Below are 26,068 nucleotides of genomic sequence, written 5' to 3' on the forward strand. Positions count from 1 at the left end.
TCGGGGGCCCCGGTTCAGGGCCCGGTTCAGGGGCGCACGGCCTCCGCGTCCGGGGCCTGCGCGGGCGGGACCTCGGCCGGCGGCAGCCCCTCGCCGTCCCGGCGGGTCCGCGCTTGGCGCGCTGCCTCCTCCGCGGCCGCCTGCTGGGCGCGCAGGCGGGCCTGACGCTGCGCCTCCTCGGCGGCGGCGCGCTCGGCCGCGGCCTTGAGGGCGGCGGCGCGGGCGCGGTCCATCTCGATGCGCCCGCGGCGGCGCTGGCGCTCGACCCCGTCGGCCTCGATCAGCTCGATCCGCTCCAGCTCGCGCTGGAGCACGGCGGCGGCGAGCCCGGTGGACAGGGCGCCGACGTCGAGACTCCGCTCCGGGTTCTCCACCGGGCCCGTGAGGCCGAGCTGAACCGCGGGCGGGCCGGCGCTCCAGCCGCGCGGGACGGCCCCGCCGGTCAGGGTGCCGCGGACGTCGAGGCGGCCGCCGCGCAGGTCGTAGCCCAGGGTCCCCGACCAGCGGGCGGGCCCGAGATCGAGGTCGAGCGGGCCGGCGCGCAGGACGCCCGCGACGATCGTCGCCGGGGCGGTGACCGGGCCGCGCATCCCCGCAGCCCCCTTCGACAGCTCCTCGCCGACGAGGGCCGCGAGCCGCCCGTCGCGCAGGGGGTCGTCGATCTCCAGGGCCCGCGTCAGGGCGCGGCCGAGGGCGGCGGGGTCGGCCTCCGGCACCGAGAGGTCCTTGAGGGTGAGGGAGCCGCTGCCCGCGAGGCCGGCGGCGAGCCCCGGCACGGACTCGGCGGAGGCGGCGAAGCGCAGGCTCGCGGACAGACGCCCGGCGATCGGCCCGCCGTCGGCGAGCGCCCGGATCGCGGCGTCGTCGAGGCTGCCCTCCCCGGCGACCGTGGCCGCGGCCCCACGGCGCGCCAGGGTGACCGAGCCGGACAGGCGCCCGTCCGCCAGCCGCCCGGTGAGGTCGCGGATCGCGAGGGCGCCGTCGTCGAGGGCGAGGGTGAACGCCGTCTCCGCGGCGCTCAGGCCGCGGCCGAGGTCGAGGGTGCCGACCCGGAGGTCCAAGGCAGCGGGCGGCCGCGGCGGCGGCGGGGCGGCGAAGCGGGCGCCCCCGGCCTCCGGCGGGATCACCAGCGCCGCGGCGAGCTGGGGCACCGACAGGCGCTCGATCTGGCCGCCCCCGCGCAGCGCCCCGTCCGGGGCGCGCACGAGCCGGCCGCTCAGCGCCGCCCCCGCGATCCGGCCGGAGACGTCGGCGCGCGGATCCCCGCCGTCCGCCCCGAGCGCCAGGGTGAGGTCGGCCGGCCACGCGCCGGGTACGAGGCGGGCGGCGCCCGCCAGCGCGAGGAACGGGCCGAGATCGGCGGTCTCGGCCCGGATCTCGCCGGCCTTCGGCAGGCGGTCCTCGCCGAGTTCGACCGGCCGGGGGGGGGGGGGGGGGCGGGCGGGGGGGGGCCGGGGGGGGGGGGGGGGCGGGGGGGGGGCCCCGGGGGGGGGGGCCCCCCCCCCCGGCCGCTCGGCGCTCGCCCGCAGCTCCGCCGGCCCCTGGAGGCCCGGGATGTCGGTGCGCCCGAACCAGACCCCCGCCCGGGGCGCGCCGAGCGCCACGTGCCCGCCCGCGATCCGCCCGTCGCGGCTCGCCAGCGCGAGGTCGAGGGTGCCGCCGCCGGCCTTGCCCTGGGCCTGGACCCGCAGGGGGCCGGCGCCGGCCTCGCGGTCGAGGGTGACGGCGAGGTCGACCGCCCCGTCGCGCAGGAAGGCCGGCGTCAGGCGGAGATCCTCGGTCCAGACCCGTTCGAGCAGGGTGAGCAGCGGCGCGGCCGCCGGAGCCTGGAGGCGCCCGGCGATCCGGCCGGTCCCGTCGGCGGCGATCCGGCCCGAGAGCCGGGCGCTCGCGCCGGCGAGGCCCGCCACGTCGAGGCTGTCGACCACGACGCTCGACCCGTCGGACTGGACCCGGGCGGCGATGGTGCCGCCGCCGGAGCCCTCGGCGCCGAAGCGCACGTCCCGCGCCTCCAGGGTCAGGGCGACGTCGCGGTCGTGCAGGCCGGCGAGCGTCGCGCCGAGCGGCGGCAGGCCCGTCACGTCGATCCCGCTCGCGCGGATCTGCGCCTCGAACCGGCCGCGGGCGCCGGCCTCGGGCGCGGCGTAGCGGGCGTTGCCGGTGATCCGCGCGGAGCCCAGCGCGAGGCGCAGGTTGCGCAGGGACAGGTCCGCCGCCGAGGCGGACAGGTCGGCGGCGGCCTCCACCGGGCGGCCGTCGAGCACCGCCACCAGCGGCCCCTCCGCCCCGAGCCGGCCGAGGTAGCGGCCCAGCGCGTCCGAGCGCGGCGCGGCGAGGGCCGCCGGGCCGGTGAAGCGGAACGGCGCCGTCTCGACCTGCCCGCTGGCGGTCAGGGTCGCGCCGCCGGGCCCCGCGGCGGCGAGGCGGCGCAGGAGCAGCCCGCCGGCCCGCTCGAACGTGCCGGCGAGCGCGAGGTCCGACCAGTCCTCCGCCCCGAGCCGGGCGCTCTCCACGGCGAGGTCGAGGTCGAGCATCACCGGCAGGGCGAGCCCGCGCGGCAGCCCCCGGGCGATCAGCGCCTGCCCCTCGGGCGTTCCCAGGAAGGCGTCGAGGTCGAGGCGGCGCGCCTCCAGGGCCAGGGCGGCGCGCCCCTGGCGGATGTCGAGCCGGCCGGTCCCGGCGAGCCGCAGGGCGTTGCCGCCCGGGTCGATCTCCAGGGTGACGCCCTCGAACCGGACCGCGGCGCCCCGCGCCTTGAAGGCGCCGCCGAGGGCGAACGGCAGGTAGGCGCCCGCGGCCTGGGTCGGCGGCCCGACCACGAGCCGGGCGGTGCCCTCGGCCTCGACCAGCACCGGCGCGCCCGCGCCCACCTCGACCGGCGCGAGGCCGAGGCGCGCGTCGGCCTCGAAGCGCGGGTGCGCGTCGCCGCCGCCGGAGATCTTCAGCGGCAGGCGCCCGTCCGCGCCCGGCGTGCCGGTGACCGCGCGGAAGGGGACGCCGTCGCTCGCCCCCTCGATCCGCCACGGCCCGGCGAGCGCCGGCGCCTGGAGGCGCAGGTCGGTGGCGTAGAACTGGTCGGTGCGGCCGGTGGCCGGCACCTGGGTCGTCACCAGGAATTGCTGGACGCGCAGGTCCTCGATGGCGAGGTCGCGGCCGCGCAGGTCGTCGAGCAGGCCGGAGGGCAGGCGCAGGGCGTCGCCGCCGGTCACCGGCAGCCGGATCTCGGCGCGGCCGATCCGCGTCTCGGTGAACCGGAACTCGGCCTTGAGCAGCGGGGCCAGCGCGATCTCGGCCTTGACGAAGCGGGCGTCGAGGGCGGGCCGGGCGGGATCGTCGCCGAGGTGGAGCCGGTCGATGCGCAGGCGCGGCGAGGGCAGGAGCCGCACCTCGATCCGCCCCTCGGTGCGGGCGTGGAGGCCGAGCGAGCGGGACAGGGCCCGGTCGACCAGGGCGCGGTGGGCGGACCAGTCCACGAGGGGCGGGGCCGCCAGGGCCGCGACGAGAACGAGGATGACGGCGCCCGCCAGCGCGGTCAGGAGATCACGCACCGTTCCCGTTCCGCACCCTCGCGCGACGTGCGCCGGGCACGGCCGTCGCGTGCCCCCGCGGGCAAGCCCGGCGGGGCTATAGCACGATCCACCCGCGCCCGCGCCAGACGCGGGCGCGGGACGCCGTCAGCGGCCGGGACCGGTGGCCGAGGGCACCCCCATGATCTGGCCGCCGGAGGGCGGCGGGGCGGCGCTGCGGCCGCGTTGCGCATTCATCATCGTCGTGTTGCCCTGCGCGGCCTGACCCTGCTGCTGCGCGCGGGCCTGGCCGGCGTTCGACAGGGCCCGGTTGGCGGCGTTCGGGTTGCCCTGCTGCACCTGCGCGGCGGCCGGCGCGGCCAGCAGCGGTGCCGCCAGCAGCGCGGCGGCGAGGGCGGCAGGGATGTGAGCGGTGGGGCTATGGACGGGCAGGCGCATGGGCGTCACCTCGACGGCGCGACGGCGTGATCTGTGAGGGCAAGCATCGGCCGGCGCCCCGGTTCCGGCCGCGAAGTCCGGCCGCGGACGGCCTCGACGCCGTTCGCGATTTGGTCCAGGGAAGGCCGATGCAGAACCGCCCGCACGCGCTCCCCGCCGGAGACGGCGCCCAGAGCTCCATCGCCGCCCGCGCCGTGGGCGCCCTGCGGCGCGAGGCCGCCGGCTACCTCGACGGCCTGAACCCCGAGCAGCGCCGCGCCGTCGAGACCACCGACGGGCCGGTGCTGGTGCTGGCCGGCGCCGGCACCGGCAAGACGCGGGTGCTCACCACCCGCATCGCCCACCTGATCGCCACCGGGCGGGCGCGCCCCTACGACATCCTCGCGGTGACCTTCACCAACAAGGCCGCGCGCGAGATGAAGACCCGCATCGGCGCGCTGATCGGCCCGGCCGGCGAGGGGATGCCCTGGCTCGGCACGTTCCACGCGGTCGGCACCAAGATCCTGCGCCGCCACGCCGAGCTGGTCGGGCTGAAATCCGACTTCACCATCCTCGGCATGGACGACCAGCTCCGGCTGATGAAGCAGGTGCTCGCCGACCAGAACGTCGACGAGAAGCGCTGGCCGGCCCGCGCTCTCGGCCACGCGATCGACGGCTGGAAGAACCGCGGCCTGTCGCCCGAGCAGGTCCCGCCGGGGGAGGGCTCGGCCTTCGCCTTCGGCAAGGGCGGTGCCCTCTACACCGCCTATCAGGCGCGGCTGGCGACCCTCAACGCCGTCGATTTCGGCGACCTTCTGCTCCTCTGCCTCAAGCTCTGGCGCGAGAATCCCGACATCCTGGAGAACTACCAGGACCGTTTCCGGTACATGCTGGTCGACGAGTACCAGGACACCAACGTCGCCCAGTACCTGTGGCTGCGCCTGCTGGCGCAGAAGCGGAAGAACGTCGCCTGCGTGGGCGACGACGACCAGTCGATCTACGGCTGGCGCGGCGCCGAGGTCGACAACATCCTGCGCTTCGAGCACGACTTCCCCGGCGCCGCGGTGGTGCGGCTGGAGCGCAACTACCGCTCGACCGGCCACATCCTCGCCGCCGCGTCCGGGCTGATCGCGCGCAACGAGAGCCGCCTCGGCAAGACCCTGCGCACCGAGGACGCCCTCGGCGAGCAGGTCACCGTGACCGGCGCCTGGGACTCGGAGGAGGAGGCGCGGACGGTCGCCGAATCGATCGAGTCGTTCCAGGCCAAGGGCCACCCGCTCTCCGAGATCGCGGTGCTGGTGCGCATCTCGGCGCAGATGCGCGAGATCGAGGACCGCTTCGTCCAGCTCGGCCTGCCCTACCGGGTGATCGGCGGCCCGCGCTTCTACGAGCGGGCCGAGATCCGCGACGCGCTGGCCTACCTGCGGGTGACCGCCAACGGCAGCGACGACCTCGCCTTCGAGCGGATCGTCAACACCCCCAAGCGCGGGCTCGGCGACGCCACGCTCCAGCAGCTCCACGGCTACGCCCGGGCCGAACGGGTGCCGCTGCTGCTCGCCGCGCGCCGCCTGTGCGAGACCGACGAGCTGAAGCCGCGGGTGCGCTCCACCCTCCGCGCCCTGACGGACAGCTTCGCCCGCTGGGCGCGCCTCGTGGAGAGCCAGCCGCATTCCGAGGCGGCCCAGACGATCCTGGAGGAATCCGGCTACACCGAGATGTGGCAGAAGGACCGCTCGGCCGACGCCGCGGGCCGCCTGGAGAACCTGAAGGAATTCGTCCGCTCGATGGAGGAGTTCCCCGACATGGCGGCCTTCCTGGAGCACGTCTCGCTGGTGATGGAGGCGAGCGAGGCGGAGGGCGCCGAGCGGGTGTCGCTGATGACGCTGCACGCCGCCAAGGGGCTGGAATTCGACACCGTGTTCCTGCCCGGCTGGGAGGACGGCCTGTTCCCCAACCAGCGGGCGCTCGACGAGAGCGGGCGGGCCGGGCTGGAGGAGGAGCGCCGCCTCGCCCATGTCGGGCTGACCCGGGCGCGCAAGCGCGCCAAGCTGTCCTTCGCGGTCAACCGGCGCATCCACGGTCTGTGGTCCTCGACCATCCCCTCGCGGTTCATCGACGAGCTGCCGGAATCGGCCGTCGACGTGGTCGAGGCCCCCGCCCACTTCTCGGCCGGCGCCTCGCGCTTCGACCGCAACCCGCAGCCGTTCGGGTCGAGCTACGGCACGCCGGGCTGGCAGCGGGCGCAGGCCAATACCGGCGGCAATCTGGGCGGCAACCTCGGCGGGGGCGGCGGCCGGAGCGCGGCCGGGCGCGGCTTCGGCGCCTCGCCCGGCGGCCGCGGGCGCGCGGGCGGACCGCGCGAGATCGAGGGCGAGCTGATCGCCAAGTCGACCGGCTCTCCTTCGGCCTTCTCGGCCGGTCAAAGGGTCTTCCACACCAAGTTCGGGCCCGGCACGGTGGCGGGCGTCGACGGCAACAAGCTGACCGTTGACTTCGACAAGGCCGGCCGGAAGATGGTCCTCGACAGCTTCATCCAGGCCGGGTGAGGCGGGTCCCGCCGATCGAGCCCGGACGATACGGGGCGGCGAGGTCGGCCGGCATCGCCCGCGAGGGCGGGACAGGATCGAGGTCGTGCCGGATGCCGCGCCGTCCCATGTCCGCCGCCACGCTCCGCACCCTGCGCCCCGCCATCCACCGCACCCGCTAATCCCACACCGCGTCCGCCGGTCGCCGCCTGCCGGCCCCGGGCTCCGGCACCCGCCCGGCCGGGCGCGGCGGCTTTCCGACCGTCACCCGCCGGTCACAGCGATCCGACATCCCTGCCGGGCAGCCGGCGCTGGTGCGCCCGTTGCATCGCCCCCGGGGCGCCGCGGCGGGGCGCTCCACAGGGAAGCCCGCGCGGGTCGGAACCGCGGACCGCCACAGTAATTAATTCGGCGGGACCGACAGGCACGGGAGACGAGAACAGTCCAGAGTCACGACAGATCCAGGTTGGCAAGTCCGTTCTAGGCAAGTCCAGTTGGAGTGTTGATCCATGAAGAGACGCCGCGCACGCCTTGAATTGGTCGAAGACCGCACGTCCCGCATCCATCGCACCCGCTTCGACGAAGAACGCAACCTCGGCCCGATCCAACCGCTCACCGACCGCCAAGCCGAATATCTCGACGCCCTGGCCCGCTCGGCCCAGGTGATCGTCCTGGGCCCCGCCGGCACCGGCAAGACCTTCATCGCCGGCACCCGCGCCGCCGACCAGCTCCGCCAGCGCCGCATCGCCAAGGTGGTGATCACCCGGCCCAACGTGCCCTCCGGCCGCTCGCTCGGCTACTTCCCCGGCACCCTGGAAGAGAAGATCGCCCCCTGGGTGGCGCCGCTGACCGAGGCGATGAAGGAGCGCATGGGCGCGGCCGCCTTCGACATCGCCCTCAAGACCGGCGACATCGAGATCGTCCCCTTCGAGGTGATGCGCGGGCGCACCTTCAAGAACTGCCTCGTGATCCTCGACGAGGCGCAGAACACCACCACCGCCGAGATCAAGATGTTCCTCACCCGCATCGGCGACGATTGCCAGGTGATCATCAACGGCGACGTGTCGCAGACCGACCTGCGCGAGACCTCCGGGCTGCGCACGGTGATCCACCTGATCAAGAGCCGGATGATGCCGGTCCCGGTGGTCGAGTTCACCCGCGACGACATCGTGCGCTCCGGCATCTGCGCCGAGTGGGTGAAGGCGTTCGAGGAAACGAATCTGTAGCTCGGTTGTTTACGGCGGCGGACGCAACCCTGAGGCGTCCGCCGTGCCGCGAGGCACGGGACCGATCTCCGGACGCCTCCTTCGGGAGGATGATCCGGTCTCGGATCCGGCAACCGGGAACATGGAGTTCTCCTCGTGAGGAAACTGACCTTCGCCTTCGCCGTGCTCGCCTCCCTCGGCGGCGCCGCGCTCGTCCAGCCCGCCTCGGCCGCCCCCGGCACGCCGATGGGCGTCGCGGCGCCGGATGCGGCGACCACGAATGTCCGGATGACCCACATGGAGCGCCGGATGATGCGGCACCGGATGGAGCGCCGGATGATGCGCCGCCACATGGAGCGCCGCATGATGCGGCGGCACATGGAGCGGCGGATGATGCGCCGCATGTGAGCGGATCGGCCTTCCGAGGTCGGCGCGGGGTCCTTCGGGGCCCCGTTTCCGTTTCGTCCACCCGGCGTGACGCCGCGATCGGCCGAGGCCCGCGTTGTCCGAGGCCGGCCGCGCCCCTATCTCGACGGGCTCCGCGGCCGGGCCGCGGCCGTTCCGGGAGACCACGATGCCCCCCTCCAACCGCCTGTTCGACGACCTCGCCCGCCTGATGACCGACGCGGCGGGCGCCGCGCAGGGCGTGCGCCGCGAGGCCGAGACGGTCGTGAAGGGCCAGGTCGAGCGCCTCGTCCGCGATCTCGACATCGCCTCGCGCGAGGAACTCGACGTGCTGCGCGATCTCGTCACCGGCCTGCGGGCGCAGAACGAGGCGCTGGCCGCGCGGGTCGCGGCGCTGGAGGCGCGGGCGGGGACGGCACCGGGCGGGCCCGGCGCGGCCGGCCTGAGCGAGGTCGTCTGAGGCCGGGGCCCGGCGGGGCGCTTGTGCACAGGAAGCGGCGGCGGCGATTCCGTTTCCTGTTCACCGACCGGGCACCCCGCTTTGTCTCGCGAGTCGCGGGCGGTCTATAGTCGGGCATAGGCTGATTCGGGGGTGCGGAGCGATGACCGCGAAGCTGATCTAGTCGATCGCGCCGCCTCCGGCCGACATCTGCCGTTCTTCCTCGGACCTGGGACGCTCTCGATTGTCGAGGCGGCTCGTTCATGTCACCGCCGCGTCGGCACGGACCGCGTCCGAGCCGTCAACCTGGATCGTCATGCCGCTGCTTCACGTCGACTTCCACGACCCCGACCGGAGCGAGCACCCGCTCGACGTCGTCGAACGGCTGGCCTCCCTGCGGGACTGGATCTTCGACCGGGCCGACACGGACGAGATGTCGATCACCAGCCCCGGCCGCTGGACCGATTACCACGTGGCGTTCACCTGGATCGAGGACGTGGAGGCGCTGCACGTGGCCTGCGCCTTCGACCTCAAGGTGCCGGAGCGGCAGCGGACCGAGATCCTGCGCCTGATCGCGCTGGTCAACGAGCAGCTCTGGATCGGCCATTTCGACCTGTGGTCGAGTGACCACGTGGTGATGTTCCGCCACGCGCTGGTCCTGGCCGGGGGCGCCGTGCCGACCCACCCGCAATGCGCGACGATGATGAAGTGCGCGGTCGACGCCTGCGAGCGCTACTACCAGGCGTTCCAGTTCGTGCTGTGGGCCGGCAAGAGCGCCCGCGAGGCGCTGGACGCCGTGCTGTTCGAGACCGAAGGCGAGGCATGAGCGCGCCTGCCACCGCCGGGATGCCCGCCTCGCTGACGCTGGCCGGGGCCGGCAAGATGGGCGGCGCGATGCTGGCGGGCTGGATCGAGGCGGGGCTCGACCCGCGCGCCACCGCCGTCGTCGACCCCTCGCCCTCGCCCGAGATCGCCGCCCTCTGCGCCGCCCGCGGCATCCGCCTCAACCCGGAGGCGCCGGAGCCCGCCGCGGTGCTGGTCCTGGCGATCAAGCCGCAGGGGCTGGAGGCGGCGGCCCGCGCCCTCGACCGGATGATCGGCGACGACACCCTCGTCGTGTCCATCCTGGCGGGCAAGACGGTGGCCGACCTGACCGCCCGCCTGCCCCGGGCCCGCGCCGTGGTCCGGGCCATGCCGAACCTGCCGGCCAGCATCGGCCGCGGCGCCACCGGCGCCTTCGCCGCCCCCGGGGTGAGCGCCGGGCAGCGCGCCGTCGCCGACGCCCTGCTCGCGGCGACCGGCACGGTGGCGTGGCTCGACGCGGAGGCCGCAGTCGACGCGGTGACCGCGGTGTCGGGCTCCGGCCCGGCCTACGTGTTCCTGCTGGCCGAGACGCTCGCCGAGGCCGGCATCGCGGCGGGCCTCGCGCCGGAGGTGGCCCGCGCGCTGGCCCGGGCGACGGTGTCGGGCGCGGGCGCGCTGCTCGACGCGAGCGAGGCGGAGCCGGACGCATTGCGCCGGGCCGTCACGTCGCCGGGCGGCACCACCGCGGCCGCCCTCGACGTGCTGATGCGCGGCGACGGGCTCGCGCCGCTGATGCGCGAGGCGGTGGCGGCGGCCCAGCGCCGGGCGGCCGAACTCGCCGGCTGATCTCCGCGGATCCCGCCCGCCGCCGCTGCGGCAGACCCGCGCGAAGGCCCTGCCCGCGGCCGATCCACTCCCTACATGAGCGGGATGACGGATGACGACGGGTACGAGCCCATGACCGAGAGCAAAGGCCCGGCCAAGCGCGGGCGCGGCAAGGCCGCCGCGGCGGAGGAGAGCGCGGCGCAGCCCGCGCCGGCGCCGGACGCCGCGGCCAAGCCCTCCCCCCGCGAGGCGGCCGTCGAGGCGCTGATGCGGCTCGCCGCCGAGCAACCCTGGAACGACATCGAGATCGGCGACGTCGCCCGCGAGGCCGGGCTGACGCTTGCCGAGTTGCGCGACCTGTTCCCGTCAAAGGGCGCGATCCTCGGCGGCCTCGCCCGGATCATCGACCGCAAGGTTCTGGAGGGCGACAGCACCGACCTCGCCGACGAACCGACCCGCGAGCGCCTGTTCGACGTGCTGATGCGCCGGCTCGACGCGATGACGCCCTACAAGCCGGCGCTCCGGCGGATCTCCTACGCGATGCGCGGCGACCCGCTCTCGATGGTGGCGCTGAACGGCGTGATGCTGAACTCGCACCGCTACATGCTGGCGGCGGCCGGGATCGACACCGAGGGCCCGCTCGGGCAGGTCAAGCTTCAGGGCGTGGTGATCGCCTTCGCCCGGGTGACGCAGGTCTGGCTCGACGACGACGACCCCTCGCTCGCCCGGACGATGGCCCGGCTGGACCGGGAGATCCGCAAAGGCGAGCGGTTCATGGAGCGCGCCGAGGATGTCCGCCGGCTCACGGCGCCGCTGCGGGCGATCGGGCGCTCGTTCCTCGACCGGCGCCCGCGCCCCGCGCGGGACCGCGACGGCGACGAGACCGATCCGGCGGCGGCGATCTGAGCCGCCCGCGGGCGCTCAGGCCCGCTGCTCGCGGGCCGGGGCGCCGCGGTTCGCCAGCGCCTCCCGCACGGTCCGGGCGGCGAGCCCGTCATGGATGCGGTCGCGCCGGACCACCAGCGCGTCGGGCACGAGCCCGGAAACGGCGTCCGCCTCGACGTCGAGCGATTCCCCGGCGAGCACGATCCGCAGGGCCGGCCGCAGCACGCGCGCCTCCACCGCCAATTCGGCACAGCACAGGCCGCCCTCCAGCGCGACGTCGACCATCAGCACGTCGACGGGCAGGCCCAGCGCCAGGACCGCCATCGCGTCCGTCCCGCGGTCGCAGGCCGTGGCCTGGAAGCCGGCGTTGCGGACCTGGGCGGCGACCTCGTCGCGCCAGCGCTTCTGGCTGCCCACCACCAGGACCTGCACGCGGTAGCAGCCGCCCGCCGCGGAGCCGGTCCGGACGGCAGACCTGTCGGTGTCGGATCCGGCAGTCTCTGGGAGCATGCGCCCGCGGCCTCGCGCTCTCGTTGCGTCGCAGCATGCTAAGCCGGGACAGGAAATGCGCGCAAGCCCTCCGCCGCGAAGCCGCCGCGATCGTGGCTTTCGCTGCACACCCGCTGTGCAGGCGACCGGCCTGCCCGGGACGCGGGCAGGCGGTTGACGCCGCCGGGGTCGGGCGGGCAACACCGCGGCGCGGCACGGCCCGCCGCGGGATGCCGGAGCCCGGAGTCGATGTCCTCGTCCAAGTCCCCGCCCGTCTCGAAGTCCCCGCCCGTCTCGCCCCTGGCGCCGGGCCGCCTGCCCGAGATGCCCCCCGTCGCCGGCGTCCGGCTCGCCACGGCCCAGGCCGGCATCCGCTACGCGGGCCGCACCGACGTGCTCTATGTCGGGCTCGACGAGGGCACCCGGGCGGCCGGCGTGTTCACCCGCTCGAAATGCCCTTCCGCCCCGGTCGACTGGTGCCGCGAGGCCCTGTCCGGCGGCGCGGCGCGGGCCCTGGTGGTCAATTCCGGCAACGCCAACGCCTTCACCGGCCGGCTCGGCCGCGAGGCCGTGGCGCTGACCGCGCGCATCGCCGCCCGCGCTGCCGGCTGCAACGAAGGCGAGGTGTTCATCGCCTCCACCGGCGTGATCGGCGAGCCGCTGCCGGCGGAGCGGTTCGAGGGCGTGCTCGGCGACTGCGCCGGCCGGGCCGAGGCCGGCGGCGCGGCCTGGACCGAGGCGGCCCGCGCGATCATGACCACCGACACCTTCCCGAAGCTCGCGACCCGCTCGACCGAGATCGACGGCACCCGGGTGACGATCAACGGCATCGCCAAGGGCGCCGGCATGATCGCCCCCGACATGGCGACGATGCTGGCCTTCGTGTTCACCGACGCGGCGCTGCCGCAGCCAGTGCTCCAGGCCCTGCTCGCCGAGGGCACGCGGACGAGCTTCAACTGCGTCACCGTCGACGGCGACACCTCGACCTCCGACACGCTGATGCTGTTCGCCACCGGCGCGGCCGGCAACGCGGAGGTTTCGCAAGAGTCCGACCCGCGGCTCGCGGGCTTCCGCGCCGCGCTCGACGACCTGCTGATCGAGCTGGCCCAGCTCGTCGCCCGCGACGGCGAGGGCGCGCGCAAGCTCGTCACCGTGCGCGTCGAGGGGGCCGAGAGCGACGCCTCCGCCCACCGCATCGCCCTATCGATCGCCAACTCGCCGCTGGTGAAGACCGCGGTGGCCGGCGAGGACGCCAACTGGGGCCGGGTGGTGATGGCGGTGGGCAAGGCCGGCGAGCCCGCCGACCGCGACCGTCTCGCGATCTGGTTCGGCGCCGTGCGCGTGGCCGTCGAGGGCGCCCGCGACCCCGCCTACAGCGAGCACGCGGCGAGCGCCGTGATGCGCGAGCCCGAGATCGAGATCCGCGTCGCCCTCGGCCTCGGATCCGGCACCGCCCGCGTCTGGACCTGCGACCTGACCAAGGCCTACGTCGAGATCAACGGGGATTACCGCTCGTGAGGGCGGCCCTCCTGGCCGGCCTGCTGTGCGCCGCCGCGCTGCCCGCCCGGGCCGACGACAAGGCGTGTGAGCGGCAGATCACCGTCACCGGACGGGCGGAGGCGGCGCGGGCGCCGGACTTCGCCGAGGTCACGCTCGGCGTCGAGGCGAAGGCGCCGGGCCCCGCCGCCGCCCTCGACGCCGCCTCGCGGGCGGTCGACGGCGTGATCGCCCTCGGCCGCCAGCTCGGCGTGCCGGCCTCCGACATCGGCACCTCCGCCGTGACCCTGGAGGCCGCGAGCCGCCCGGTCACGCGCCCGAACGGCGCCACCACGGCCGAGCCGGACGGCTACCGGGCGACCAACACCGTCACGGTCCGCTTGGCGGACATGGAGCGCCTCGGCGACCTGCTGCGCCGCGCCCTCGACGTGGGCGCCAACCGCATCGACGCGGTCGGGTTCGGCCTGAACGAGCCGGACCGGATCCAGGCCGAGCTGGAGATCGCCGCGGCGAAGGACGCCCGAACCCGGGCGGCCGCCCTCGCCGAGGCGGCCGGGGCGAAGCTCGGGCCGCTGTGCTCCCTGAGCACGGGCGGCGGCCCGCAGCCGCTGCGGATGGCGGCGCCGGCCCGCGCGAAGGCCGCGTCCGGCCGCCGCGTGCCGATCAGCGCCGGGACGATCGACACCCGGGCCGACGTGACCGCCGCCTTCGCGATCCTGCCGTGAGCGCCGCCCCGCCCCTGCGCCTGCTCCTCGTGGTGGCGGTCGCCCTCGTCGACGCCGACGGCCGCGTGCTGGTGAGCGAGCGCCCGCCCGGCAAGCAGCTCGCCGGCCTGTGGGAGTTCCCCGGCGGCAAGGTCGAGCCGGGGGAGCGGCCGGAAGAGACGCTGATCCGCGAACTCGCCGAGGAGATCGACATCCGGGTCGAGGAGCCGTGCCTCGCGCCGCTGACCTTCGCCAGCCACGCCTACCCGGACTTCCACCTGCTGATGCCGCTCTACGTCTGCCGCCGCTGGTCGGGCACGCCCCGCCCGCTGGAGGGTCAGGCGATCCGCTGGGTACGGCCCGGGCACCTGCGCGACCTGCCGATGCCGCCGGCCGACGCGCCGCTGATCCCGTTCCTCGTGGACCTGCTCGGCCCCTGACCGGCACGGCGCCGGAGCGGTCAGTCCGCGATCCGGCGCAGGCCCTTGGCGTAGCGGCGGGCGTTCTCGACGTAGCGCAGGGCCGACTGCCGCAGCCCCTCGATCGCCGCCTCGTCGAGGGTCCGCACGGCCTTGGCCGGCGCGCCGACGATCAGGCTGTGGTCCGGAAACGCCTTGCCTTCGGTGACGAGGGCGTTGGCGCCGACGAGGCAGCCGCGGCCGATCCGGGCGCCGTTCAGGATCGTGGCGCCCATGCCGATCAGCGTGCCGGCGCCGACCGTGCAGCCGTGGACGATCGCTCCGTGGCCGACCGTGACCTCCTCGCCGAGCGTCAGGGGAAAGCCCGGATCGACGTGCATGATCACGCCCTCCTGGATGTTGGTGCGGTCGCCGATGCGGATCGGCTCGTTGTCGCCGCGCAGGGCCGCGCCGAACCAGATCCCGACATCGACGCCGAGATGGACCCGTCCCACCACCTGCGCGTCGGGGGCGATCCAGACCCGGTCCGGGTCCGCGAAGTCGGGCTCGTGTTCGTCGAGGGCGTAGAGCGGCATGTGTCTCTCCCGATGGTCCCGGGCCTCTTAGAGCCGTTCCCGCTCGCCATGCAATCGCGCGCAGCGCCGACCGTATGCACCTCTAAACCCTTGTTCCGACGCGCTCTCTTTGCCCGGAGCGGCCTCCCGCGGTCCGGGATCGCGCGCGGCGGGTCGCCGATGCCCGGGCACGGCACGACCCCGGCGGATCGGACCGTCCTGTCGCGGGAAAGGCACAGGTCCCGCCGATGCGCCGATGCTATGGCCGTGGCGGGACGAGTCGTCGTCCGGCGCGGCGGACGGGTGCGGCCGGGCACCGGACCGGAGCGGGGAGCGGGCGGATGATTCGGCGTGTCGTCTCGATCCTGGCCTGCCTCGCCCTCGCGCCGTCGGCGCGGGCCGCCGACCTGTGGTGGACGGAACCGGCCGGCCGCTTCGTCGCGACCTGCGAGGATCTGCCGGGGCTCTGCTTCGCGCAGGCCTGCGGCCGCGACCAGATCGACGCCGAACTCGGCTGCCGGGCGCGGTGCCCGAGCGCGGTCACGATGTCGGTCGTGCCGGCGACCTGCCCGATCGCGGGCCGCGGGGCTCCGGTCCTGCGCCGGCGCGGCTGACGAAATCCGGTCCGCGACGCCCCGGCCGACGATCTGCGCAGGAGGAAATCTGAAGACCCGGGCAACGAATGCTCGTCGGGCGCATTGAAGAGCGTACGAACATCCTTACGCGCCCCGATCACACCAGTGATTGCGGGCCCGCGAAACCCGACCTTTCCCGATGATGAAAAGCGACCTCCAGCCGCCCCGGAACGGGTTGAACGCGGATCCGATCCTCTACGGCGTCGCGGCCGGCTTGGCCGAGCTGTTCCCGCCCGTCCCGGCCCCCCGCACGGGACGCTCCGAGGGCGGCGCCGACACCGAGCGCGACGAGGGCGAATCGGCCGACGCGGACTGATCGCCCGCGCGACGCGCGCAGGGCGGCCGCGGCCCGCTAGAGCGCTCTCCGCCGAAGTGGATGCCGGTTCGGCGAAAGAGAGCGCGTCAGAACAAAGGCTTAGAGGCATGCTCGATCGCAATGCGAGCGGGCACGGCTCTAAGCGGCGATGCGCGCGAGCAGCAGCAGCGTCGCCGCCACGGGCGCGGCGGCGGCGAGCCAGAGGGCGCCGGAATGGAAGCCGCGCGGTGCGGCCCCCCTCGGGGCGGAACCCGGACGCGACGCCTCGACAGATCCGATACCGACTGGCATCCGCCCACTCCCCGAACGGGAGGAGGAGGCGCCGGCAGCCGTCAAGACCGGCTGAATCGGCCGGCCCGGTGTCGCGGCGTGGTGAACCGGCCCTTAAAGGGCGCGGTCGAACTTCAGCTCGCCGTTCGGGCTCTTCAGCACCAGTTGCGAGCCGACCATGTCCCAGACGGCCGCCGTGCGCAGGGCGATGAAGAACGCCTGCTCGGTGGCGGCCAGCCCCTTGTCGCAGGCCTTCTTGGTCAGCGCGAGCGGACCGACGGCGATGTGCTGCTCCTTGAGCGGGAAGGCGGTCGCCGCGAAGGTGTTGCAGCCGCCGTAGCCGCGGGCGCGGTACTGCTTGTCGATGATGAAGCTCGGACGGTCGCCGCCGGCGAACGGCTTGCCGTTGAGGCTCACGGCGGTCCAGGTGGAATCGAGCGGGAAGATCTTCTCGCTCGCCTTGGCCTGCGGCACGTATTGCGGCTTCTTCTCCTCCTCGCCGCCGGGACGGCGGTTGCCCCGGCCGAAGCCGGTCATGCCGCCGCTCAACTGCGCCTGCGCCTGGCTCACCGCGGCCACGTCCACGGCCATCACGGCACAGGCCAGCGTGGCGATCAGCACCGCTCTCATCGTACAGCCCCCTTGTCGCGCGTGTTCGCGCTCGTTGTCGTCCGCGCGGCGGGCGAGCCCCCGCGCGCACGCCCACTCGAGAGGCCGCCCGGGATCCGGAGGCGGGGGCGTGCGCCGCAGCCGATGCCCCAGGATTTCAGCACAAATATGGTCGCGGCGCGTCCAAACCGGAAACGATCGCGGGCACGCGCCGTTGTCCACCGTCATGCGGGAGGGCTCATCTTGGCGGGATCGGACGAGGGCGCGCAGAGCGGAACGCGGGGTGCGCCGATGACCCCCGGCCAGTCCCGGGCGGCCCGCGGCCTGCTCGGCTGGTCGGAAGCGGACCTCGCCGCGCGGGTCGGCCTCGCGGAGGATTTCGTGCGCAGCGTCGAGGGCGGCTACGGCGATCCGCCGGCCGGGCAGGTCGAGGCGCTGCGCAGCGCCCTGGTCGCGGCCGGCATCGCCTTCACCGATTCGCCGACCCAAGGGGTCCGCCTCGCGGAGCGGCCCGGCGCCGACGAGGGCACCCGCCTCGACGCGCTGACCACCGAGAACGACCGGTAGGGCGATCCCGCCCCGCCGCTCATGGGTCGTTCAGGCGACGCGCCCGATACCGGCGCGGATGGCCCTGGAGCGCCCCGTGTCCCGATCCCTCTTCGCGCCGCGCCTCGCGGCACCGGTGCGCTGATGCGCGCCGACGCATTCCTCGCCGCGGCGGACGCCCTGCCGGTCGCGGATCTCGACGCCCTGACCGGCGGCGGCCTCGTGGTCGTGGCACCCCACCCGGACGACGAGAGCCTCGGCTGCGGCGGCCTGATCGCCGCCGCCCGGGAAGCGGGCCGGGCGGTGCGCCTCGTGGTGATCAGCGACGGCTGCGGCTCGCACACCCAGTCCCGCCTCTACCCGCCGGACAGGCTCCGGGCCCTGCGCGAATCGGAGACGCTGGACGCGGTCGCGGTGCTCGGTCTCGACGCGGCGGCGGTGACCTTCCTGCGCCTGCCCGACGCGCACGTGCCGAGCGCCGGCCCCGCGGCCGAGGCCGCCGCCGCCGCGGTGGCGCGGGCGGCGGCGGCGTGCGCGGCCGGGGCCGTGTGCGTGACGTGGCGCCACGATCCCCACTGCGACCACACGGCGGCGGCGGCGATCGTCGCCCTGGCACGGCCGCTCATGCCGGGGGTGCGGGTCTACGAGTACCCCGTCTGGGGCTGGACCCTGCCGCCCGAGACGGAGGTGGGCCCGGCGCCCGAGGGCCTGCGCCTCGACGTCTCCGCCCATCGCGCCGCCAAGGTGCGGGCGGTCGCCGCGCACGCCTCGCAGACCACCGACCTCATCGCCGACGACCCCGCCGGCTTCCGCCTGGAGCCGGCGATGATCGACCGGCTGTGCGGCCCCTACGAGCGCTACGTGACGGTGCGGTCATGAGCCGGCGCACCGGAACCCTGCCCGACGACTACTTCGCCGGGATGTACGCGAGCGACCCGGATCCGTGGGGCTTCGCCACCAGCGCCTACGAGCGCGACAAGTACGCCGCGACGCTCGCCAGCCTGCCGCGGCCGCGCTACCGGTCCGCGTTCGAGCCCGCCTGCTCGATCGGCGTGTTCACCCGGACGCTGGCCGGGCGCTGCGACCGGCTGCTGGCGAGCGACCCCGTGCCCGCCGCGGTGGCGGCGGCGCGCGCCCGCTGCGCCGACCTGCCCGGCGTGACGGTGGCACAGCAATCGGTCCCCGCCGACTGGCCCGAGGGCCGGTTCGACCTGATCGTCCTGTCCGAGTTCCTGTACTTCCTCGACCGGTCCGACCTCGCGGCCCTGGTCGGGCGGGTGGACGGCACGATCGATCCGGGCGGGGACATCGTCCTGGTGCACTGGCTCGGGCTGACCGACTACCCGCTCTCGGGCGACGAGGCCGCCGAGGGCTTCATCGCGCAGGCGGCCGGGTTCGCGGTGCCCCTGCACAGGACCCGCACCGACGCCTACCGGATCGACGTGCTGCGCGCCGGGCCGCGCCCGTGAGCCGGTCCCGATGAGCACCACGTCCCTGAGCACCGCCGTCATCACCCTGAACAAGGGCCGCGGCGCCCACCTCGCCCGCCTGCTCGAAGGGCTGGCGCGGGGAACGCCGCCGGACGCCTGCGTGATCGTCGAGATGGGCGGGGACGATTCTCCGCTGCCCGCCCTCCCCTTCCCGGTGGAGCGGGTGCCGTTCGCGGGGTCCGGCCTGCCGCTCGCAGCGGCGCGCAACGCCGGTCGGCGGGCGGCATCTGCGGCGGCCTCGGCCGATACCCTGGTGTTCCTCGACGTCGACTGCATCCCCTCCGCCGACCTCGTGGCGGGGCTCTCCGCGGCGGTCGCGGCGCGGGACGGGCTGATCTGCTGCGCGGTGCGCTACCTGCCGGCCGGCGCCGTGCGCGACGGCTGGACGGAGGCCGACCTCGACCGGCTCGGCCATCTGCACCCGGTGCGGGACTTTCCCGAGGCGGGGCTGGTGCCGGCGCCGAAGCCCGGCCTGTTCTGGTCGCTCGCCTTCGCGGTCCGCGCCGCGACCTACGACCGGCTCGGCGGCTTCGACGCGGAGTTCTCCGGGTACGGGGCCGAGGATACCGACCTCGCCTTCCGGGCCGATGCGGCGGGCCTGCCGATCCTGTTCCTCGGCGGCCCGCGCGCCTACCACCAGCACCACCCGGGCTACGACCCGCCGCTCCAGCACTTCCGCGACATCGTCGCGAACGCGAGCCGCTTCCGGGCCCGGCACGGCCTCTGGCCGATGGACGGCTGGCTCGACGGCTTCGCCCGGCTCGGGCTGATCGCGGCCGACCGGACCGACGGCATCCGGGTGCTGCGCGACCCGACGCCGGCCGAGACCGCCGCGGCGCGTCTGCCGGACGACCGGCCGTTCTGAGAGGTCGGTTCGCTGTCCGCAGGTTCTCCTTCTCCCCTCTGCGGGAGAAGGTGGCCCGCGCAGCGGGTCGGATGAGGGGCAGCGCGAGTGCCGGGTGATTCGCACCGCATCGGCTGCCGCGACCTTGCCTGAAGCCGGGCTCCCCTCTCCCGACCCCCTTCGGGGGCCACCCTCCCCCGCAGAGGGGGGAGGGCGCGTCGCGCGTGGATTGAGCTGTCTCGCCCGTCCTCACGCCTTCATCGCGTCGGCCTTCTCGATCAGCGCCTCGGCCATGCGGATCGAGGCGATGTCGATGAGGCGGCCGTCCAGCGAGACGGCGCCGCGGCCGGCCTTGGCGGCCTCCTCCATCGCCGCGAGGATGCGGCGGGCCTTGGTGACCTCGGCCTCGGAGGGGGTGAACACCTGGTTCGCCAGCTCGATCTGCGAGGGGTGGATCGCCCACTTGCCCTCGAAGCCGAGCGCCGCGCAGCGCTTGGCCGCCGAGACGTAGCCGTCCGGATCCGAGAAGTCGCCGAACGGGCCGTCGATCGGGCGCAGGCCGTAGGCCCGGCAGGCGATCAGCATGCGGTTCTGGGCGAACAGCCACGGGTCCTGCCAGTGGGTCTGGCGGGCGCCGGCCTCGTCCTTGTCGGTGAGCACCGAGAAGTCCGGGTTGACGCCGCCGATCACGGTGGAGCGCGCCCGGGTCGAGGCGGCGTAGTCGGCCACGCCGAAGGACATCGCCTCCAGGCGCTTCGAGGAGGTCGCGATCGCCTCGACGTTGGCCATGCCGAGCGCGGTCTCGATCAGCACCTCGAAGCCGATCCGCTTGTCGCGCTTCTTGGCCTGCTCGATCTGCGTGACCAGCACGTCGATCGCGTAGACGTCGGCGGGCACGCCGACCTTCGGGATCAGGACCATGTCGAGGCGCGGACAGGCTTCGACGATGTCGACCACGTCGCGGTACATGTAGTGGGTGTCGAGACCGTTGATGCGGATCATCATGGTCTTGTTGCCCCAATCCAGGTCGTTGAGCGCCTGGATGATGTTGGTGCGGGCCTTCTCCTTGTCGTCGGGGGCGACCGCGTCCTCGAGGTCGAGGAAGATCACGTCGGCGGCCGACGACGCCGACTTCTCCATGAAGGTCGGGTTCGAGCCCGGCACGGCGAGCTCCGAGCGGTGCAGGCGCGCCTTGGCCTGGGGAATCAGGGTGAAGCTCATCGTCTTGTCGGTCCTCTCCTGGAAACGTTCGGGAAGCTTTCGGCTCCGCGCGATCGGGGCGGCCGGAGCCCGCACCACAACTGGCGCTGGCGGCGCGGGCCGACAGGTCCGCGGACGCGTTTCGTCACCCCGTCGAGCCGAAGCCGACGGCGATACAGTTGATCGACAGCAGCAGGGCGGATTTGACCGCCTCGCGCCGGGTCTCGTCGGTCTCGGCCCGGTAGCGGGCGAGCAGTTCCACCTGCTCGCGCCCGACCTGGTTGAGGGTCGGCAGCCGGCCCTTCAGCCGGCCGCGGAACAGGGGGAAGCGCTCGGCGAGTTCCGCGCCGCCGCTCACCCGCAGCACCATCTCGCGGGTCAGCCGGTACTCGGCCTCGATCATCGCGAAGATCCGGTCGCGCACGGTCGCGTCGGGCACGAGGCCGGCATAGGCGCGGGCGATGTCGAGATCGACCATCAGCAGCGTCTTCTCGACCTCGTCCAGCACGAGGCGGAGGACCCGCGACTCCTTGAACAGCCGCCGGAGCGTCGCCTCCCCGTCCCGGCCGCGCACGTCGAGGAAGCTCGCGAGCCCCGAGCCGACCCCGTACCAGCCGGTCACCACGTGCCGGTTCTGCGACCACGCGAACACCCAGGGGATGGCGCGCAGGTCCGACAGGGAGCGGGCGCCGAAGCGGCGGGCCGGGCGCGAGCCGATGTTGAGCAGCGCGATCTCGTCGAGGGGGCTCGCCGCCTGGAAGTAGTCGACGAGGCCGTCCGTCTGGAGCAGGTTGACGTAGGCGGCGCGCGAGGCGCCGGCCAGCGCCTCCAGGGCGTCGTCGTGGCCGCCCGCCCGCTCGCCGTTCTCCCCGGCCAGCGCGTGCTCGAACACCGAGGCCGCCAGCAGCTCCATCTGGTAGGCCGCGGTGCCGCGGTTGGCGTACTTGAACGAGACGACCTCGCCCTGCTCGGTGATCCGGAAGCGGCCGCGGATCGAGCCCGGCGGCTGGGCGGCGATGCCCCGGTGGGTCGCCACGCCGCCGCGGCTGACCGAGCCGCCGCGCCCGTGGAAGAAGGCGATCGGCACCCCCAGCTCCTGCCCGAGCCGGGTGAGCCGCGCTTGCGCCTTGTACAATTCCCAGTTGGCCGCGACGAAGCCGCCGTCCTTGTTCGAGTCGGAGTAGCCGATCATCGTCTCTTGCACCCCGCCCTGCCAGCGGGTGGAGCGGCGCACCACCGGCACGGCGAGCAGCTCGCGCATGATCGCGGGCGCCGCGCGCAGGTCGTCGATGGTCTCGAACAGCGGCACGATCGCCAGCGGACAGATTCCGGGGCAGGTCTCGACCCCGGGCGCGTCGAGGAAGACCCCCGCCTCCTTGGCGAGCAGGTAGGCGCCGAGCACGTCGGCGACCGAGCGGGTCATCGACAGCACGAAGGCGCCGAACGCCTCGCGGTCGAGGTTCTCGCGCATCTCGGCGACCAGCGCGAAGGTGGCGAGCGTCTCGCGGGCGGCGTCGGGCAGGGATTCGAACGAGCGGTCGGGATCGCGCGGGCGGGCGAGCTCCGCGTCGAGCCACGCCCGCCACGCCGGATGGTCGAGGGCGGGGGGCTCGGCCTCGCCGTTGCGCTGCTGCCAGAGGGCGCGGAGCGTGTCGGTGGTGCGGGTGGTGTTCTCGCGCAGGTCGAGGCGGACGGTGGAGAACCGGAAGATCTCGACCCGGCGCCGCACAGGCCGCACGAGGTCGCGGCCGAGCGCGCCGCACTTGGCGTCCGCCAAGCCTTGCTCCAGCACGCGCAGATCCTCGATCAGCCCGTCGGCGCTGGCGTAGTCCGGCCCGGAGGCGGGGCGCTCCTCGTTGCGGGCGATCGTCGCCTCGATCTTGCGCAGGACGCAGGTGAGATACTGGCGGTACGGCTCGCCCGGGTTGCGCCGCTCGATCGCCCGGGCCTGCCCGCTCGCGGCGAGCTGCCCGGCGAGCGCGGCGCGGAACCCGTCCGGCACCGGCAGCGAGCGCTCGGTCAGCGACAGGGTGCGGCCGAGTTCGCGCACCCCGTCGCGGTAGCGGGTGAGCGAGGCCAGCGCGTTGCGCCGCAGGGTCGCCCGGGTGACGGCGGCGGTGACGTTCGGGTTGCCGTCGCGGTCGCCGCCGATCCACGAGCCGAACTGGAAGAACGGCGGCACGGTGAACCGCGTGTCGGGATAGGTCTCCGACAGCGCCGCCTCCAGGGCGTCCATCGTCTCGGGCAGCATCTCGAACAGGGTCTCGTCGAAGAAGTGCAGGCCCCAGGCGACCTCGCGCTCGACGGTGGCCTTCTCCAGGTGCAGTTCGCCCGTCATCCAGACCAGCTCGATCTGATCGCGCAGCTCGTTCATCAGGCCGTTGCGCTCGCGGTCGGTCCAGCGCGGCACCTCCAGCTCGCGCAGCACGAGGTAGATGCGCCGGAACTTCTCCAGCACCGTCACCCGCTTGCCCTCGGTGGGGTGGGCGGTGATCGTCGGGCGCACCCGCAGGTCGTCGAGCAGCGCCTGGATCGCGGCGGGCGGGGTGCCCCGGGCCCGGGCCTCGGCGAACACCTTGGCGAAGGAGCCGCCCAGCGCGGCGCGCCCGTCCGTCCGCTCGATGTGGCGGCGGCGGCGCATGGCGGCGTTCTGCTCGGCGATCGCGATGAGCTGGAACCAGATCCCCTGCACCTGGAGGGCGCGGGCGAGCATCTCGGGCGAGAAGCGCGAGATGTCGGCGGTGCCGTGCAGCACCGCCTCCAGCTCCGGCTCGTGGCGGCGGGCCACGTCGAGGAGCGCCTGGAACAGGATGTCCAGCGCCTCCTCGGCGGCGGTGCCGGTGATGACGGGCGGCGCGAAGCCGGTGGCGGCCGGGACGGCGTGGCGGGTCGTGGGCATGGGAGGCGCCCTTGTCTGGAACGGACGGAATTGCACGCATCCCCTCTCCCCTCCCATGTCGGACCTGTCCGACTTGGGCCTCCTCGCGGATCTCGGGCGAGCCCGAGATCCGTGGGAGAGGGTGGCCCCCGAAGGGGGTCGGGTGAGGGGCAGCGCGACGGTGCAGGATGCGGCTCGCGCCGCGACCTCTCCGGACGCGGCGCTCTCCTCTCCCGACCCGGCCTCACGGCCGGGCCACCCTCCCCCGCAGTGGGGGGAGGGTGCGTCGCGTTCTAGGCCGCGCGCGCCAGCACGTCGGCGACGGTCTGGCCGAAGGAGCCGGGATCGGGCGCCACCGTCAGGCCGTAGGAGCGCATGATCTCGGCCTTCTCCGCGGCGCTGTCGCCGGCCGCCGAGATGATCGCGCCGGCGTGGCCCATCCGGCGGCCCTTCGGCGCGGTGAGCCCGGCGACGAAGCCGATCACCGGCTTCGACATGTTCTCGCGGATCCAGGCCGAGGCCTCCGCCTCCTGCGGGCCGCCGATCTCGCCGATCATCAGCACCGCGTCGGTGTCGGGATCGGTCTCGAACAGGGCGAGGTGGTCGAGGAAGGACGAGCCGTTGATCGGGTCGCCGCCGATCCCGACCGAGGTGGAGATGCCGAGGCCCAGCGCCTTGAGCTGCGAGGCCGCCTCGTAGCCGAGCGTGCCCGAGCGCGAGATCACCCCGACATTGCCCCTGAGGTAGATGTGGCCGGGCATGATCCCGAGCATCGCCTTGCCGGGGGAGATGATGCCGGCGCAGTTCGGGCCGACCACCATCGTCCGCCGCTCCTTGGGATAGCGGTAGAGGTAGCGCTTCACCCGCATCATGTCCTGGGCGGGGATGCCGTCGGTGATCGAGCAGACGAGGCGCAGGCCCGCATCCGCCGCCTCCATGATCGCGTCCGCCGCGAAGGGGGGCGCGACGAAGGTGATCGAGGTGGTGGCCCCGGTCTCGCGCACCGCGTCCTTGACGGTGTTGAACACCGGCAGGCCGAGATGGGTGCGCCCGCCCTTGCCGGGGGTGACGCCGCCGACGACGTTCGAGCCGTAGTCCAGCATCTCCTGGGTGTGGAACGTGCCCTTGTCGCCGGTGATGCCCTGGACGATGATCGGGGTGGTCTCGTCGATGAGGATGCTCATGGGCGGATCTCCCCCTCAGTTCTTGGAAGCGTCGTTCTTGGCGGCGTCGTTCTTGGCGGCGTCGGTCTTGGCGGCGTCGCAGGCGTCGACCGCCTTGCGCGCCGCCTCGGTCAGCGTGTCGGCGGTGATGAGGTCGAGGCCGCTCTCGGCCAGGATCTTCTGGCCGGCCTCGACGTTCGTGCCGGCGAGCCGCACCACGAGGGGCACGTCGATCTGCACCTCGCGCGCCGCCTTGATCACGCCCTCGGCGACCCAGTCGCAGCGGTTGATGCCGGCGAAGATGTTGACCAGCACCGCCTTGACGTTGCGGTCCGACAGGACGAGCCGGAACGCCGTGGCGACCCGCTCGGGCGAGGCGCCGCCGCCGACATCCAGGAAGTTCGCCGGCGCGCCGCCCGCGTGCTTGATCATGTCCATGGTCGCCATGGCCAGCCCGGCGCCGTTGACGATGCAGCCGATCTCGCCGTCGAGGCCGATGTAGCTGAGGCTGTGCTCGGCGGCCTGCGCCTCGCGGGGGTCGCCCTGCGAGGGGTCGTGCATGTCGGCGATGCCGGGGCGCCGGAACAGGGCGTTGTCGTCGAAGCTCATCTTGGCGTCGAGCGCCAGAACCCGGTCGTCCTTGGTGACGACGAGCGGGTTGATCTCCAGCATCGTGCCGTCGCAGTCGCGGAACGCCCGGTAGGCGTTCATGATCGTCTTCACCGCCGCCGAGACCTGCTTGATGTTGAGGCCGAGCTGGAAGGCGATCTCGCGGGCCTGGAACTGCTGCAGGCCCACCGCCGGCTCGACCACGATCTGGATCAGCGCGGCGGGCTCCTGGGCGGCGATCTCCTCGATGTCCATGCCGCCGCGCTGGCTGGCGATGACCCGCACGCGCTCCGCCTTCCGGTCGAGGACGTAGCCGAGGTACAGTTCGCGGTCGAAGGGGTCGGCGGTCTCGACGTAGACCCGCTGCACCGGCTTGCCCTCGGGCCCGGTCTGGTGGGTGACGAGGCGCTTGCCGAGCAGCTCCTTCGACGCGTCGCGGACCTCGTTGTAGGTCCGGCACAGCTTGATCCCGCCGGCCTTGCCGCGGGCGCCGGCGTGGATCTGCGCCTTCACCGCCCAGAACGAGCCGCCGAGTTCGGTGGCGGCGTAGACCGCCTGGTCGGGGCTGAAGGCGATGGCGCCCTTCGGAACCGCGACGCCGAAGCTCGCGAGCAGTTCCTTGGCCTGGTACTCGTGGACGTCCATGCGGCGCCTCCTCCCCGGTTCGTTGCCGGCGTTCGAGGCTTCATTCTACGTGCGCCGCCCGATTTCGCCCGTCAAATTTTTTGGTCCGACAGTTCAGTCCGGCTTTACCGCGATCCGGCGCGGACCGTATTCAATCCCGCAGCGCAGCGGCCACGCAAACGAAGAGGC

At 74.2% G+C, this 26,068-nt stretch carries 26 protein-coding genes; 16 read left to right on the top strand and 10 right to left on the bottom strand.

Features of this window, described 5'->3' with window-relative positions; translation table 11 throughout:
- Window positions 1–26: 26 nt before the first annotated feature.
- Complete coding sequence (locus Q8W71_RS02260; RefSeq protein WP_305523681.1) at window positions 27–3,548, bottom strand: AsmA-like C-terminal region-containing protein; 3,522 nt, start codon at window positions 3,546–3,548, stop codon at window positions 27–29.
- Between the two features lie 126 nt (window positions 3,549–3,674).
- The gene (locus tag Q8W71_RS02265; protein ID WP_305523682.1) at window positions 3,675–3,965 is read right to left on the bottom strand and encodes a hypothetical protein; all 291 of its coding nucleotides are present in this window, start codon (window positions 3,963–3,965) and stop codon (window positions 3,675–3,677) included.
- 128 nt (window positions 3,966–4,093) lie between these two features.
- Here Q8W71_RS02265 and Q8W71_RS02270 point away from each other — a divergent pair, with 128 nt between their 5' ends.
- From Q8W71_RS02270 to Q8W71_RS02300, 7 genes are all read left to right on the top strand, one after another.
- Window positions 4,094–6,490: an ATP-dependent helicase gene (locus tag Q8W71_RS02270; protein WP_305523683.1), complete on the top strand. Its 2,397-nt coding sequence runs from the start codon at window positions 4,094–4,096 to the stop codon at window positions 6,488–6,490.
- A 488-nt stretch (window positions 6,491–6,978) separates the two neighbouring features.
- A complete protein-coding gene (locus Q8W71_RS02275; protein ID WP_305523684.1) occupies window positions 6,979–7,695 on the top strand; it encodes a PhoH family protein in 717 nt (238 codons plus the stop codon).
- 135 nt (window positions 7,696–7,830) lie between these two features.
- Window positions 7,831–8,082 (top strand): hypothetical protein, encoded by a 252-nt coding sequence (locus tag Q8W71_RS02280; protein ID WP_305523685.1) that lies wholly within the window; start codon window positions 7,831–7,833, stop codon window positions 8,080–8,082.
- Window positions 8,083–8,248: 166 nt separating this feature from the next.
- Window positions 8,249–8,539 (top strand): accessory factor UbiK family protein, encoded by a 291-nt coding sequence (locus Q8W71_RS02285; RefSeq protein ID WP_305523686.1) that lies wholly within the window; start codon window positions 8,249–8,251, stop codon window positions 8,537–8,539.
- A 295-nt stretch (window positions 8,540–8,834) separates the two neighbouring features.
- Complete coding sequence (locus Q8W71_RS02290) at window positions 8,835–9,344, top strand: type III secretion system chaperone family protein (protein WP_305523687.1); 510 nt, start codon at window positions 8,835–8,837, stop codon at window positions 9,342–9,344.
- Window positions 9,341–10,168 (top strand): pyrroline-5-carboxylate reductase, encoded by an 828-nt coding sequence (gene proC / locus Q8W71_RS02295; protein WP_305523688.1) that lies wholly within the window; start codon window positions 9,341–9,343, stop codon window positions 10,166–10,168. Before Q8W71_RS02290 ends, proC begins: the two co-directional genes overlap by 4 nt.
- Window positions 10,169–10,279: 111 nt before the next feature.
- A complete protein-coding gene (locus Q8W71_RS02300) occupies window positions 10,280–11,053 on the top strand; it encodes a TetR/AcrR family transcriptional regulator (RefSeq protein WP_305523689.1) in 774 nt (257 codons plus the stop codon).
- 15 nt (window positions 11,054–11,068) lie between these two features.
- Here Q8W71_RS02300 and Q8W71_RS02305 read toward each other — a convergent pair whose 3' ends face one another.
- A complete protein-coding gene (locus tag Q8W71_RS02305) occupies window positions 11,069–11,542 on the bottom strand; it encodes a response regulator (protein WP_305523690.1) in 474 nt (157 codons plus the stop codon).
- 228 nt (window positions 11,543–11,770) lie between these two features.
- On the opposite strand from Q8W71_RS02305, the gene argJ reads away from it, so the two are divergent.
- The 3 genes from argJ to Q8W71_RS02320 are packed head-to-tail and all read left to right on the top strand — an operon-like array spanning window position 11,771 to window position 14,162.
- Window positions 11,771–13,039, top strand: a complete 1,269-nt coding sequence (gene argJ / locus Q8W71_RS02310) for a bifunctional glutamate N-acetyltransferase/amino-acid acetyltransferase ArgJ (protein WP_305523691.1) — start codon at window positions 11,771–11,773, stop codon at window positions 13,037–13,039.
- Window positions 13,036–13,743, top strand: a complete 708-nt coding sequence (locus Q8W71_RS02315; RefSeq protein WP_305523692.1) for an SIMPL domain-containing protein — start codon at window positions 13,036–13,038, stop codon at window positions 13,741–13,743. The genes argJ and Q8W71_RS02315 overlap by 4 nt, the downstream gene beginning before the upstream one ends.
- Complete coding sequence (locus Q8W71_RS02320) at window positions 13,740–14,162, top strand: (deoxy)nucleoside triphosphate pyrophosphohydrolase (protein WP_305523693.1); 423 nt, start codon at window positions 13,740–13,742, stop codon at window positions 14,160–14,162. Before Q8W71_RS02315 ends, Q8W71_RS02320 begins: the two co-directional genes overlap by 4 nt.
- Window positions 14,163–14,182: 20 nt before the next feature.
- Here Q8W71_RS02320 and Q8W71_RS02325 read toward each other — a convergent pair whose 3' ends face one another.
- Window positions 14,183–14,716: a gamma carbonic anhydrase family protein gene (locus Q8W71_RS02325; protein WP_305523694.1), complete on the bottom strand. Its 534-nt coding sequence runs from the start codon at window positions 14,714–14,716 to the stop codon at window positions 14,183–14,185.
- 320 nt (window positions 14,717–15,036) lie between these two features.
- On the opposite strand from Q8W71_RS02325, the gene Q8W71_RS02330 reads away from it, so the two are divergent.
- Together Q8W71_RS02330 and Q8W71_RS02335 are read left to right on the top strand one after the other, a co-directional pair.
- A complete protein-coding gene (locus Q8W71_RS02330; protein WP_305523695.1) occupies window positions 15,037–15,309 on the top strand; it encodes a hypothetical protein in 273 nt (90 codons plus the stop codon).
- A 160-nt stretch (window positions 15,310–15,469) separates the two neighbouring features.
- The gene (locus Q8W71_RS02335) at window positions 15,470–15,646 is read left to right on the top strand and encodes a hypothetical protein (protein WP_305523696.1); all 177 of its coding nucleotides are present in this window, start codon (window positions 15,470–15,472) and stop codon (window positions 15,644–15,646) included.
- A gap of 138 nt (window positions 15,647–15,784) precedes the next feature.
- On the opposite strand, the gene Q8W71_RS02340 is transcribed toward Q8W71_RS02335, so the two are convergent.
- Complete coding sequence (locus Q8W71_RS02340) at window positions 15,785–15,937, bottom strand: hypothetical protein (protein WP_305523697.1); 153 nt, start codon at window positions 15,935–15,937, stop codon at window positions 15,785–15,787.
- A gap of 93 nt (window positions 15,938–16,030) precedes the next feature.
- The gene (locus Q8W71_RS02345; protein WP_305523698.1) at window positions 16,031–16,546 is read right to left on the bottom strand and encodes an META domain-containing protein; all 516 of its coding nucleotides are present in this window, start codon (window positions 16,544–16,546) and stop codon (window positions 16,031–16,033) included.
- 222 nt (window positions 16,547–16,768) lie between these two features.
- Between Q8W71_RS02345 and Q8W71_RS02350 the strand changes: the two genes are divergently transcribed.
- From Q8W71_RS02350 to Q8W71_RS02365, 4 genes are all read left to right on the top strand, one after another.
- Window positions 16,769–17,092, top strand: a complete 324-nt coding sequence (locus Q8W71_RS02350; RefSeq protein ID WP_305523699.1) for a helix-turn-helix domain-containing protein — start codon at window positions 16,769–16,771, stop codon at window positions 17,090–17,092.
- Window positions 17,093–17,215: 123 nt separating this feature from the next.
- Window positions 17,216–17,950, top strand: a complete 735-nt coding sequence (locus Q8W71_RS02355; protein WP_305523700.1) for a PIG-L deacetylase family protein — start codon at window positions 17,216–17,218, stop codon at window positions 17,948–17,950.
- Window positions 17,947–18,540 carry an SAM-dependent methyltransferase gene (locus Q8W71_RS02360; protein ID WP_305523701.1) on the top strand — a complete coding sequence of 198 codons (594 nt, stop codon included), beginning with the start codon at window positions 17,947–17,949 and terminating at the stop codon, window positions 18,538–18,540. The genes Q8W71_RS02355 and Q8W71_RS02360 overlap by 4 nt, the downstream gene beginning before the upstream one ends.
- 25 nt (window positions 18,541–18,565) lie before the next feature.
- Window positions 18,566–19,426, top strand: coding sequence for a glycosyltransferase family 2 protein (locus tag Q8W71_RS02365; RefSeq protein ID WP_370875324.1), 861 nt, complete (start codon window positions 18,566–18,568; stop codon window positions 19,424–19,426).
- A gap of 228 nt (window positions 19,427–19,654) precedes the next feature.
- Here the strand turns inward: Q8W71_RS02365 and Q8W71_RS02370 are convergent, their stop codons facing one another.
- The 4 genes from Q8W71_RS02370 to Q8W71_RS02385 all read right to left on the bottom strand — a co-directional run bounded on the left by Q8W71_RS02370 (window position 19,655) and on the right by Q8W71_RS02385 (window position 25,900).
- Window positions 19,655–20,626: an HpcH/HpaI aldolase/citrate lyase family protein gene (locus tag Q8W71_RS02370; RefSeq protein ID WP_305523703.1), complete on the bottom strand. Its 972-nt coding sequence runs from the start codon at window positions 20,624–20,626 to the stop codon at window positions 19,655–19,657.
- A 124-nt stretch (window positions 20,627–20,750) separates the two neighbouring features.
- On the bottom strand, window positions 20,751–23,504 hold the full coding sequence (locus Q8W71_RS02375) for a phosphoenolpyruvate carboxylase (protein WP_305523704.1): 2,754 nt from the start codon (window positions 23,502–23,504) through the stop codon (window positions 20,751–20,753).
- A gap of 272 nt (window positions 23,505–23,776) precedes the next feature.
- Window positions 23,777–24,667 (bottom strand): succinate--CoA ligase subunit alpha, encoded by an 891-nt coding sequence (gene sucD, locus Q8W71_RS02380; RefSeq protein WP_305523705.1) that lies wholly within the window; start codon window positions 24,665–24,667, stop codon window positions 23,777–23,779.
- 15 nt (window positions 24,668–24,682) lie between these two features.
- Window positions 24,683–25,900, bottom strand: a complete 1,218-nt coding sequence (locus Q8W71_RS02385) for a malate--CoA ligase subunit beta (protein ID WP_305523706.1) — start codon at window positions 25,898–25,900, stop codon at window positions 24,683–24,685.
- Between the last annotated feature and the right edge of the window lie 168 nt (window positions 25,901–26,068).

It is taken from the genome of Methylobacterium amylolyticum (assembly GCF_030700245.1).
Lineage (GTDB): Bacteria > Pseudomonadota > Alphaproteobacteria > Rhizobiales > Beijerinckiaceae > Methylobacterium.